Origin of the sequence: Nostoc sp. UHCC 0251, assembly GCF_034932245.1 — a bacterium.
In the GTDB taxonomy this organism is placed as follows: domain Bacteria; phylum Cyanobacteriota; class Cyanobacteriia; order Cyanobacteriales; family Nostocaceae; genus Nostoc.
In genome coordinates, this window is the sequence record NZ_JAYGHD010000290.1 from 55,675 (window position 1) to 66,026 (window position 10,352).

Annotated in this window: 13 protein-coding genes and 1 pseudogene; 12 read left to right on the forward strand and 2 right to left on the reverse strand. The window is 39.5% G+C overall.

Annotation, left to right across the window (positions count from 1 at the left end; translation table 11 throughout):
• Positions 1-8 precede the first annotated feature (8 nt).
• The 12 genes and pseudogenes from VB740_RS20045 to VB740_RS20100 all read left to right on the forward strand — a co-directional run.
• Complete coding sequence (locus VB740_RS20045) at positions 9-524, forward strand: hypothetical protein (protein WP_323201675.1); 516 nt, start codon at positions 9-11, stop codon at positions 522-524.
• Between the two features lie 33 nt (positions 525-557).
• Positions 558-917 (forward strand): DUF190 domain-containing protein, encoded by a 360-nt coding sequence (locus VB740_RS20050; RefSeq protein ID WP_323201676.1) that lies wholly within the window; start codon positions 558-560, stop codon positions 915-917.
• 11 nt (positions 918-928) lie between these two features.
• Entirely contained in the window at positions 929-1,843 is a 915-nt protein-coding gene (locus tag VB740_RS20055) for a cation diffusion facilitator family transporter (RefSeq protein ID WP_323201677.1), read from the forward strand.
• A 10-nt stretch (positions 1,844-1,853) separates the two neighbouring features.
• Positions 1,854-2,006: a hypothetical protein gene (locus VB740_RS20060; RefSeq protein ID WP_323201678.1), complete on the forward strand. Its 153-nt coding sequence runs from the start codon at positions 1,854-1,856 to the stop codon at positions 2,004-2,006.
• A gap of 164 nt (positions 2,007-2,170) precedes the next feature.
• Positions 2,171-2,986, forward strand: coding sequence for a CemA family protein (locus VB740_RS20065; RefSeq protein WP_323201679.1), 816 nt, complete (start codon positions 2,171-2,173; stop codon positions 2,984-2,986).
• A 124-nt stretch (positions 2,987-3,110) separates the two neighbouring features.
• Positions 3,111-3,590: a hypothetical protein gene (locus VB740_RS20070; protein WP_323201680.1), complete on the forward strand. Its 480-nt coding sequence runs from the start codon at positions 3,111-3,113 to the stop codon at positions 3,588-3,590.
• A gap of 592 nt (positions 3,591-4,182) precedes the next feature.
• The gene (locus VB740_RS20075; protein WP_323201681.1) at positions 4,183-4,668 is read left to right on the forward strand and encodes a DUF2808 domain-containing protein; all 486 of its coding nucleotides are present in this window, start codon (positions 4,183-4,185) and stop codon (positions 4,666-4,668) included.
• Positions 4,669-4,699: 31 nt separating this feature from the next.
• Positions 4,700-5,437 carry a two-component system response regulator RppA gene (rppA, locus tag VB740_RS20080; RefSeq protein WP_323201682.1) on the forward strand — a complete coding sequence of 246 codons (738 nt, stop codon included), beginning with the start codon at positions 4,700-4,702 and terminating at the stop codon, positions 5,435-5,437.
• Complete coding sequence (rppB, locus tag VB740_RS20085; RefSeq protein WP_323201683.1) at positions 5,415-6,815, forward strand: two-component system sensor histidine kinase RppB; 1,401 nt, start codon at positions 5,415-5,417, stop codon at positions 6,813-6,815. Before rppA ends, rppB begins: the two co-directional genes overlap by 23 nt.
• A 111-nt stretch (positions 6,816-6,926) precedes the next feature.
• On the forward strand, positions 6,927-7,115 hold the full coding sequence (locus VB740_RS20090; protein WP_323201684.1) for a hypothetical protein: 189 nt from the start codon (positions 6,927-6,929) through the stop codon (positions 7,113-7,115).
• A 211-nt stretch (positions 7,116-7,326) separates the two neighbouring features.
• Positions 7,327-8,634: an Nramp family divalent metal transporter gene (locus VB740_RS20095; protein ID WP_323201685.1), complete on the forward strand. Its 1,308-nt coding sequence runs from the start codon at positions 7,327-7,329 to the stop codon at positions 8,632-8,634.
• Positions 8,635-8,834: 200 nt separating this feature from the next.
• Positions 8,835-9,071, forward strand: a pseudogene (locus VB740_RS20100) (hypothetical protein); the annotation flags it as partial.
• Positions 9,072-9,590: 519 nt separating this feature from the next.
• Here VB740_RS20100 and VB740_RS20105 read toward each other — a convergent pair.
• Together VB740_RS20105 and VB740_RS20110 are read right to left on the reverse strand one after the other, a co-directional pair.
• Positions 9,591-9,941, reverse strand: coding sequence for a four helix bundle protein (locus VB740_RS20105; protein ID WP_323201686.1), 351 nt, complete (start codon positions 9,939-9,941; stop codon positions 9,591-9,593).
• Between the two features lie 32 nt (positions 9,942-9,973).
• Positions 9,974-10,352, reverse strand: a 379-nt coding sequence (locus VB740_RS20110; protein ID WP_323201687.1) for a transposase, incomplete at its 5' end; no start/stop codon positions are given.

Consider the following 10,352-nt stretch of genomic DNA (forward strand, 5'->3'; position numbering starts at 1 on the left):
TTGAATTAATGAAATTTCTGAAGACCAGTTTGGCAATTGTTACCAGTGTAGGATTAATTTCATTGAGTGCTTGTAGTGGTGCTAATCAAGCTGCTAACTCGGAAGATGCTACCAAAACAGCAACCACAGAAACAGCTGCTAAAACTGGGGAAGCGCATAATGAAAACGACGGTCATGACCATGATGAAAAAGGTGATCACTCCAATAGTGCAGAGAAGCGTAGCAATCAAGTTGTAGAGTCAGGCAAATATAATTTAGAGTTTAAACCAGATATAGAAAAAGATTCTACTCATTTAGATATCAGCGTACACAGCGAGCAGGACAAAGCAATTACTGATGCCAAGCTCACCGCTCAAGTTAAGTTACCAGATGGCACTAACAAAACTCTACAAGTTCCTTATAATTCTGAGGAGAAGCAATACACAGCAAAGCTGCCTGCAACTGCAACGGGAGAGTATAAAGTTGTTATTCAAACTGATGTAAAAGGTGAAAAATTTAATGGTCGCTTTACCTTCAAACGATGATTAATAGCAAGTGATAGCAACAAAATAAACCTTATGCTTCAACAGTACAACCACGAACCAATTAAATGGAAGCAGCTAACAATTTACATTAGTGAATCTGATAGTTGGCAGCACCAACCACTTCACCAAATTCTCTTGGGAATCGCTCGCCAACAGAGAATAACAGGGATGACGGTGATGCGAGCAATTTCCGGATATGGCAAACATGGTATTTTTCGCACTATGAACAAACTAGATCCATCTATTGAGTCTTCTGTGCTACCACTTGTCATTACGGTTATTGATACTGAAAGTGCGATCGCTGAATTTCTTTCCTTGGTCAAAGATATGCTTAAAGATAAGTTTGTCACTTGTCAAAGCATAGAAGTTCTGTCGCCGTTGGTAACGCTTTAAGGGCAATATTCATGTCTCACAATCACAGTCACGGACACAACCACGAACCGACTAATTACAACCGTGCCTTCATTATTAGCGTTGCTCTCAACACTGGATTTGTTGTCATTGAAGTAGTTTATGGGTTAGCTGCCAATTCCCTTGCCCTACTTGCCGATGCTGGTCACAATTTGAGTGATGTTCTAGGTTTATTACTCGCCTGGGGAGCAAGCTTCCTCGGTCGTCGCCAACCAACACCACGCCGTACTTACGGGTTACGTCGCTCCTCTATTTTGGCTGCTTTATTAAACGCTATCCTCGTACTCGTAGCTTCTGGTGCAGTTGCCTGGGAAGCTATCGGGCGTTTCCGTGAACCCAGCCCAGTATCAGGCGGTACAATTATCGGCGTGGCTGCGGTAGGTATTGCCATCAATATGGGAAGTGCCTTAATGTTCTTGTCAGGTCGTGAAAGAGACTTGAATATTAGGGGAGCCTTTATTCACTTAGTTGCTGACGCGGCGGTGTCTTTGGGTGCAGTCCTGGCTGGTATTGCGATTGTTACCACTGGTTGGCTATGGTTTGACCCAGTTGTGAGTTTGATGATTGTTGTCGTGATTGTTGTGAGTACTTGGCAATTGTTCCAAGAATCTTTGAACTTAGTCACAGATGCAGTACCAGCAGGTATTGAACCACTTGCAGTCCGTACATTCTTAGCTGAACTTCCCGGTGTATCTAGTGTTCATGACTTGCACATCTGGGCAATGAGTACCACAGAAACAGCTCTCACTGCTCACTTAATTATGCCTACTAGAAATCCTAATGATGCTTTTTTAGTTCAGCTAAATCAACAACTTCACGACCATTTTGGTATCGAACACACTACAATTCAGATAGAAACAGGCGATCCAAGTTATCCATGTCCTCTTGCTCAAGAAAACGTGGTTTAAATCAATTTAGTTGAGTATATGGACAGAGAATCTGATAGCGATCGCATTTGAAGTAATTATTCTGACTGAATACTCAACCACATTAGCTTTGCGATCGCAAATCATCAAAGTAATAGTTATTCAAGTAAAACTTGCCGTTTTTAATATATACGAAAATAACTAAATCTGGAAAATTTTTATAAAATACTGATTTTTCATCTTAATTTCATCCCGTTTTTGTAAAGTAGAGGTTAGAGACTTAATCCTTAAATCTTATAACTCTTTAAAACGCCACAGTTGTCCCACTAAATTATGGTGCAACTATAATTTTGATGATTATAAATTAAGATGAAATCAAAGTCATCATCTCAAAAGATGAGCTTTATTCCTCGATCTATCCTGCGGACGATAGGAAAATTTCAACAGACGTTAGATCCAAATGCCGAAGCAAAGTTTATTGAAGAGTTTCGCGCTTCTCGACTGCAAACAATTTCCTCCCTCCGTTTTCTGTTAATTCTGATTGTAGTTCCATTACTTATAAATCAGCTTTCTAGAAACTTTTTCATCGCTCCTCTAGTTGAGAAATTTTGGAATTCACAAGAGTCAAATATCTTCTTAAACGCTTCTCAAGAAGAAAAAGCTTTGGCGGAACTCAAAAGATTTGAGCAACGTGTTTATTTTGAAGCTCGAATAGGTAAAATCACCACATTCTCTGACGAGGTTGTTCAAAAGAAGCTTAAGAAAAAAGCTATTGCGTTAGTAGAAGAAAATAAAATTAAAAGGATTAATGCAGTAACAAATGTCTTTACAGATATGCTTACAGCCATTACATTAATTATTTTAATCCTAACAGGCAAACAGCAATTATCCATACTTATGTCTTTTGCTGGCGATCTAACTTATAGTTTAAGCGACTCTGCCAAGGCTTTTTTAATTATTCTATCTACAGATATATTTGTCGGCTTTCACTCTCCTTATGGTTGGCAAATAATTATAGAAAGTACTTTCAAGCATTACGGTTTACCAGAAAACAAAAGTCTTACTTCTTTGTTTATTGCTACTGTTCCAGTGATCATGGATACAGTTTTCAAATATTGGATATTCCGCTACCTCAATCGCAGTTATCCTTCAGCCGTGGCTACTTACCATAACATGAATGAATAATTTTAGTTAAACAGTCAAAATTTCATCCAAATTTCATAGTCTTCTGTCATACTAATCAAATAGTACTTGATGCACTAAAAAAAATGTAATCTTATAAACATATTTTATTAGTTTGACAGCTAAGATGAAGAAAAAAATAATTTACGCTACTGTAGCATTTACTGCGGCTACCTCAGCTTTAATTTCTGCTGGATATGCAATTGCCAAAACAGACTATGACGTAGATCCCAATGTGGATAATAATCTCCAATTTTCACCTAATAGTTGGCAACTTGTTAAACATACTTTCCGAATAAACATTCCTCAGAATGGCAAAAGTATTTCCCAGATAATAATTGATACTCCATCTACTGTAGCTGTAAGCAATGATATTGATGTGTTGGATAATCAAGGTGAAAAAATCAAGATCAATGTTTCTGTAAATGGTAGAAAAATCATAATATTTTTTCCTGAAACAGTTGTTACTACAACTAAAATTAATATTACTCTTAATAGAGTATTACAACAAACTTTCAGTTCTACTTCTCTTTATAGCATTTCGGCTAAAGTTATTGGTAGTGACGTAGAGATTCCCGTAGGGATAGCTCAGTTCCCTACACATTAATTCTGAATATAGTCTTGAGTTTATCTCTATAATCAATTTCATTCTTTGAGCCAGAAAGAATGCATAGTAAAAAAATAACAAGACGTTACTTTAATTAACCTAAGTATCTTTAGTTTAATAATGTTGAAAATGTCAATAATTTAATATTTAAAATAAATATTAAAACAAGTCGCAAGTCGCAAGTAGGTTTTGTGACGGGGATTTAGACCCCGACACAAAACGCGCTGCTTGATAGAAGCAGGGGACTTAAACCCTAAACTTTGTTAATTTTATAAATTTTTAATTATCATCTCAATTTTATTTCTGGCTACCAAACTAATAACTAAGAGATTTTTTGATTTACCTATTAAATGAGGAAGCTGATCAAGAAATTAATCTATTTTGCTGTATTTACCTTTGTTTGGCATCTTGAATTATAGATACTTAGGCAAGAATTCTCAACGATTACAATATTACTCATTACTCATCTTGGTAATGGCTAAAATTTCATCCAAATTTCATCTCACTTTGTTAACCTCTTAATAGGTAGCTTCATTTACCGAAGATAATTCTGATGATTGATGAACATAGTGAAGTAATTATAGGAGTGATAATGAATAAACTACTAACATATACTGCTATTTTCGCCTTGACTATGGCAGTTTTAGTTCCAGCTACTTCTGCAAATCCTACGCCACAATCTAGTAACTTTCCTCACGTTATTAGTTTAGTAGAATTTCCTCAGGGTATTCGCCACGCGAGGATTATGAGATATACCTTAAAAATAGGAGTTCCACAACAAAGCAAGGCTATTTCTCAGCTAATTATCGAAGCTCCAGCTAACATTGTTCTCAGAGAGAATATTGAGGTGTCCGAGCAATCCGGTAAAAAATTTGCTGCAAAAGTTTCTATTCAAGGCAAAAAAGCTACATTAGAGTTTGCCGAATCAATCACTCCTGGAACTATCATCATCGTAGAAATGAATAATGTTAAAAAAACAGCAGTGACTACTGGTGATAAGTTCTACAAGATATCTACCATTCTCGCTGGTATGAATCTAGAGTTACCAATTGGTATTGCTCAATTGCGTGTAATTTAATGAACAAATTGCTAAAATACATCTGCTAATTATGAAAGTTTTGCTAGTTGAAGATGAGCCGGATCTGGGTGCATCAATTCAGCGAAAGTTGAGTAAAGAAAGATATATTGTTGACTGGGTTTTGAATGGAAATGAAGCCTGGATTTATCTAGAACATGATTGGACTCAATATACACTGGCAATTGTTGATTGGTTGTTACCGGGAATGTCAGGTTTAGAACTGTGCAAGCGTTTACGGGTTCGGGGCAATACTTTGCCTGTGCTGATGCTAACCGCTAAAGATAGCATGGCAGATAAGGTAGCTGGACTAGACGCAGGGGCTGATGACTATCTGATCAAGCCGTTTGGCATGGCAGAACTACTGGCACGGTTGCGGGCTTTGCAAAGGCGAGCTTCCTTTGGAGGTGCAACGCTTACGCCCCAGTTCCAGCCTTTACAATTGCAAGTTGGTGGCCTTATCCTAGACTGCGGTAATTGTACAGTTTCGCGGCAGTATCCTAATGGTGAAAATAAGGTAATTTATTTAACAAAAAAAGAATTTCAATTATTAGAATACTTGATGAAACGTCCTAATACAGTTATTACTCGCGACCAAATTTTGAATCATCTGTATGCATTTAGTGCAGAACGCGTTAGTAATGTAGTAGCAGCTCAAATCCGACTTTTGCGACGCAAATTATCGGAATATGGTTGTGATGGCTTAATCGAAACTATCCCTAGTATGGGCTATCGTTTCAATCCTGGCAATGCAGATTCGACTATTTCGTAAGACTCGCTGGCAATTGGCTACCTGGTATGCGGTAGTTATGGCTCTGATTCTATCCTTATGCGGTTTCGTGATTTATGAGGTAATCATTGATGCTTATGTGGTTTCTATCAACCGGGAACTGGAATCGGTAGCGGGTACACTACATGATGTAATTGAACCGACTTTGAAACAAGCTGGTATTACAGAGCCAGTTTTCCAGCAGGTTTTACCAAATATTTGTTTAGCCCCATCCAGTTGTCCTACCCAAAAGATCCTGAGCCACGGTAAAAGTACCCGTTATGAACACGGCATTTTTAGTCCTGTATACAAAGATAAGCAATATTACATCCGTTTTGTCGATGGTTCAGGACGGTTAATTGCGGTAGCAGGTTTCCAAGCTGATGAATTGCCACCGACTGTGCAAACCCAAGTGTGGCAAACAGTCAAAGACTTACAAGGCAATCGTTACAGTCAAAAGTCTCTACTGTTGCACACTCAAGATAATCAGGTTTGGGGCTATATTCAGGTAGGGCGCAATCTAAATGATCTTGATAGTCGTCTCGCTGCTTTAAAATTAATTTTGGCCGTGGGATTGCCAATTACTGTACTGTTAGTTGGCGGTTCTAGTTGGTGGTTGGCAGGGTTAGCAATGCGACCGATTGACAGGTCGTATAAACAAATGCAACAGTTTACGTCTGATGCCTCTCATGAGTTGCGTACTCCTCTAGCAGCGATTAATGCAACGGTAGAAACTTTATTTGATATGGAGTATCTGCCGGAGGAGGCGCGAGATATTTTGGCATCTATTCAACGTCAGAATCATCGACTAGCTGAACTAGTTCAGGATATGCTGTTGCTGTCTCGATTGGAACAGCAAACGCTGGCGACACAAAAGATACATTGCTGTCTAAATATTTTGATTAATGACCTGATAGAAGAATTTTCAGCGTTAGCGGCTGCGGCTTCTTTGCAGCTAACATCTTTGGTGTTATCCCAAGAGCTTTTATACGTAATGGGAGATGAAGATCAACTGTTACGTGTGCTTTCTAATCTAATTGCCAATGCTATTCAATACACCCCTGCTGGTGGTTATGTAACTGTTATCCTTAAATGCAGCAACGGTCATGCTGTAATTGAAGTTCAAGATACAGGTATTGGCATTGCATCGCACGAGCAAAAGCGAATTTTTGACCGTTTTTATCGAGTGAATAGCGATCGCTCGCGTCGTACTGGTGGATCTGGATTGGGATTGGCGATCGCTCAAGCAATTGTTCAGGCTCATAGAGGTAGTATACAGTTGCAAAGCCAAGTTGGTAAAGGTAGCACCTTCATCGTTGACTTACCCTTGACAGAAGAAGCGATCGCTCGCATCGTACTGAGTGATCTGGATTTGGGTTAGCGATCGCTCAAGCAATTGTTCAGGCTCATAATTGTCTTTTCCAAGACTGGAATTTATCAACTGGAGTTAAGCTGTACGCCTAAAACCGAGGGCAATTTCCAGCCATTTCAGATGAAATATGAGGTTACGGTTGCATCTGGTGTGAATACACCATCTCCTCCATCCCAAGAATTAGCCCAGTCAGAAAAAACTGCAACTAGCACGACTAAACAAGAGTGGAATATTCCGGCGATCGCTAGTGCTGTATTCTTAGGACCGGGTATTTTAGGAATATTAATACGGCGTAGTGTCAAGCGTTGAAGCTTCTAATTTACCCTGGCTTGTGGCTTTCGTCGGTGCTGTATTAGCAATCCCATCGTTATACCAATGCCGACAATGGCGGTAATGTAGGGAGTACTGACAATCTACTAAGGTATTGTAACATCTCTACTCTATTTGCCTAATGGTTAATGTTTATTCTACATTTTCTGACATTATGAAAAGAATATGAGAATATTTTATGGCAAAGTAAATGACTATCCCAGAAAACAAACCCAGCCTACCAGAGGTTCACCGCAGCATCAGAGTTCCCAACAGTAAAAGCTTTTGGCGTAAAATGCTTGCTTATGCAGGGCCAGGATATCTGGTTTCAGTGGGATATATAGACCCTGGAAACTGGGCAACAGACATCGCTGGGGGAGCTAAGTTTGGCTACACCTTGTTGACAGTCATTCTGCTGTCGAACCTGATGGCGATATTACTGCAATCGCTATGTGTACGTTTGGGAGTTGCTACGGGGCGAGATTTGGCGCAGGCTTGTCGGGACTATTTCGGCAAAAGGGTAAGCTTTTGTTTGTGGATACTGTGTGAGATTGCGATCGCCGCTTGTGACTTGGCGGAACTACTGGGAAGTGCGATCGCCCTGCAACTTTTATTCGGTATTCCCTTGCTATGGGGTGTGTGCATCACTGCGCTGGATGTCTTGGTATTGCTATTCCTGCAAAGTAAAGGCTTTCGCTATACAGAAGCCTTGGTAATAATGTTGATAACAACTGTAGGCTTTTGTTTCACAGCAGAAATTCTGTTCTCCCGACCTGATATGGGCGGGATAATGTTTGGATATCTGCCCAAACCAGAGATTTTAAGTAACCCAGAAATGCTCTACATTGCTATTGGCATTTTAGGGGCAACAGTGATGCCTCACAATTTATATTTACACTCATCTATTGTGCAAACCCGTGATTGGCAACCTACTACTGAAAAAAGATGGGAAGCAATTAAGTTTGGCACAATTGATTCAACTTTTGCTTTGTCATTAGCACTGTTTATCAACTCAGCGATTTTAATTGTGTCTGCTGCAACATTTCATTTTTCTGGGAATCAGAATGTGGCAGAAATTCAAGATGCTTACAAACTGCTTTCACCATTGTTAGGTGTTAGTGCTGCTAGTGCTATTTTTGGCATTGCCTTACTTGCTTCCGGTCAAAGTTCAACATTGACTGCAACCCTGGCTGGGCAGATTGTCATGGAAGGCTTTTTACAATTTCGCCTCCCGTCCTGGTTACGGCGTTTAGTTACCCGTCTGCTTGCCATCATTCCAGCGTTGATTACAATTATTATCTTTGGGGAACATAGCACAAGCCGCCTCATAGTTCTAAGTCAAGTTATCCTCAGTTTGCAGTTACCGTTTGCAGTGATTCCTTTGGTGATGTTTACAAGTAACCGTCGCTTAATGGGTGAGTTTGTAAATCCCTTATGGCTCAAATCTTTATCCTGGGGAGTTGCTATTGTCATCGTTGGGCTAAATGTTTGGTTGCTATTACAAAGTATTTTGGGTTAGGCACTTGCCCGCTCATTAAGATACCAGCCCGAAGACCCAGATCCACGACACACAACGAGCAATTAAGAACACGGGTGGTATAGGAGTGAAAGCGGTCTCTCCTTAGCTGGGTTTGAAGCTTTAAACTGCTTAGGATGGATCTAGTCGAGAACAATCCCGTGCGTCTGTCTTGATATGTTTTACACGGAGAAAATCAAGCTATGAACTACATTCACTCTTCTGTTGCCATCCTGGGAATAACAACTAGCGTACTGAGTGGAATACCTGTTGCTGTCCTAGCTGCACAGTCACCACAAACGCGCATTCAACAGATGAATTATCAGGAATACTATAACCAGGGTGTGCAAAAGCTTGAGCAAGGCAACTTCAACGGCGCGATAGAAGATTTTAGTCGGGTAGTACAGTTAAATCCCAAATACTACGAAGGTTTTTGCCTAAGTGTGATTTTACCCCCTGCATGACCAAATTTTGAACCATAACGTGACCAAAAGTTAACGTAATTTCAAGCTTTTGAGCCAATCAATAACTTAACTTTATGAATCAAATTATGTCCGCGTGTTTTAAATGTGAACCATAATACGACCAAAAGTTTTATTTTTAGACTTGGTAAAAAATGCCGAGCAAGACACACTAATTTAGTCGAAAATTTTAAACTTTCGGTCAAAATATGATTCAAAATGTCTACAATATGGTTCAAAAATATGTTTCGCCAAAAATTGAGTGATAAAGCGATCGCCTGAAATCTGAATTTTTATTTCTCTCTCATCGCGGGACGGTACAAATGAACTATTTGACCATGTTCCTTGCTGTAATTAAGTTTTGAGTTTTTTGAACTCCATTTATAGCTTTGAACTATATGTTGGTTCTTGGCAACTTTTGGTGATCTTGGTTGGGGAAGGCAGAAGGCAGAGGGCAGAAGGCAGAAGTCGGAAGAAAGAAAGGAATAAGTAGTAAGTTCAAGCTTTGAGTTTGTTTAAGCTAGCAACTAATATACTTTGCATTTCCTCGACCTCATTCAATAGGGGAGTGAAAAGGTTTTTGTCAGCTAAATCTACTTCTTTAGCAATGATTAATTGGGTATCAAGTTCTCTCAAAGAGCCTAATGCAATATGTAAAAACTGTATGTATTCTGACTTTGAGCGCCTTCCATAGCCTTCAGCTATATTGGATGCTACAGATACAGAAGAACGTCGGATTTGGCTGGTTAAACCATACAATTCTGATTGAGGAAATAGGCGGGTAAATTTATAACAATTGATAGCAAGTTGAACCGCCCTTTGCCAGATAAACTGATTTCTATAACTCATATAATCAAGTGTAAATTGCCAAAATTTTCTCCTCAAATAGCCAACAAAAACCGTCGCTCCAGTAAATCTATTTTGGCGCGACCATACATCTGCCGCTTTAACATTTTCAGTCGATTAATATGTCCTTCAACGGGGCCATTGCTGACTGACATAGTTACACCTGCTTTCACAGCATCGTAGTCAGACTCCAAACTAACAGCAAAGGAGCGCAACAAAGAAACAGAGCTGTTTTTAGCTGTGTTTAACCAAGCATCGAGCTGCTCAGGTAGACGTTGACGTACAACAGATGCAAACTGTTGAGCTAGTTCAATAACTGACTTCAAATCAGAATGGGCTGTTTGTAGTTGAGCGATGATTTCACGCTCATTAGGCTGTATTAATTCTGGTCGTCGCAAGACTAAAGCTGTGACG

Bases quoted from the DNA above. Each gene is read 5' to 3' on its own strand.
- VB740_RS20055 (WP_323201677.1), top strand. From the start codon at position 929: ATGTCTCACAATCACAGTCACGGACACAACCACGAACCGACTAATTAC.
- VB740_RS20070 (WP_323201680.1), top strand. From the start codon at position 3,111: ATGAAGAAAAAAATAATTTACGCTACTGTAGCATTTACTGCGGCTACC.
- VB740_RS20090 (WP_323201684.1), top strand. From the start codon at position 6,927: ATGAAATATGAGGTTACGGTTGCATCTGGTGTGAATACACCATCTCCT.
- rppA (WP_323201682.1), top strand. From the start codon at position 4,700: ATGAAAGTTTTGCTAGTTGAAGATGAGCCGGATCTGGGTGCATCAATT.
- VB740_RS20045 (WP_323201675.1), top strand. From the start codon at position 9: ATGAAATTTCTGAAGACCAGTTTGGCAATTGTTACCAGTGTAGGATTA.
- VB740_RS20095 (WP_323201685.1), top strand. From the start codon at position 7,327: ATGACTATCCCAGAAAACAAACCCAGCCTACCAGAGGTTCACCGCAGC.
- VB740_RS20050 (WP_323201676.1), top strand. From the start codon at position 558: ATGCTTCAACAGTACAACCACGAACCAATTAAATGGAAGCAGCTAACA.
- VB740_RS20105 (WP_323201686.1), bottom strand. From the start codon at position 9,941: ATGAGTTATAGAAATCAGTTTATCTGGCAAAGGGCGGTTCAACTTGCT.
- VB740_RS20065 (WP_323201679.1), top strand. From the start codon at position 2,171: ATGAAATCAAAGTCATCATCTCAAAAGATGAGCTTTATTCCTCGATCT.
- VB740_RS20075 (WP_323201681.1), top strand. From the start codon at position 4,183: ATGAATAAACTACTAACATATACTGCTATTTTCGCCTTGACTATGGCA.
- rppB (WP_323201683.1), top strand. From the start codon at position 5,415: ATGCAGATTCGACTATTTCGTAAGACTCGCTGGCAATTGGCTACCTGG.